This is a genomic window from Paraburkholderia sp. SIMBA_054 (genome assembly GCF_046534875.1).
Lineage (GTDB): Bacteria > Pseudomonadota > Gammaproteobacteria > Burkholderiales > Burkholderiaceae > Paraburkholderia > Paraburkholderia hospita.
Genome location: NZ_JAWRXV010000509.1, coordinates 1 through 303 on the forward strand (window position 1 = coordinate 1; position 303 = coordinate 303).

Annotated in this window: 1 pseudogene; it reads left to right on the forward strand. The window is 49.5% G+C overall.

The features are described 5' to 3' along the window. Nucleotides 1-303: pseudogene (uidR, locus tag SB822_RS56115) on the forward strand (DNA-binding transcriptional regulator UidR); the annotation flags it as partial.

Here is a 303-nt window from a genome sequence, read left to right on the forward strand (position 1 = left end):
TTCAGAAAATGGATTTCACAGTGCCTCGATGAAAGCCATCTGTAAATCTTGCGCCATTAGTCCCGGGACGCTCTATCACCATTTCATCTCCAAAGAAGCCTTGATTCAGGCGATTATCTTACAGGACCAGGAGAGGGCGCTGGCCCGTTTCCGGGAACCGATTGAAGGGATTCATTTCGTTGACTATATGGTCGAGTCCATTGTCTCTCTCACCCATGAAGCCTTTGGACAACGGGCGCTGGTGGTTGAAATTATGGCGGAAGGGATGCGTAACCCACAGGTCGCCGCCATGCTTAAAAATAA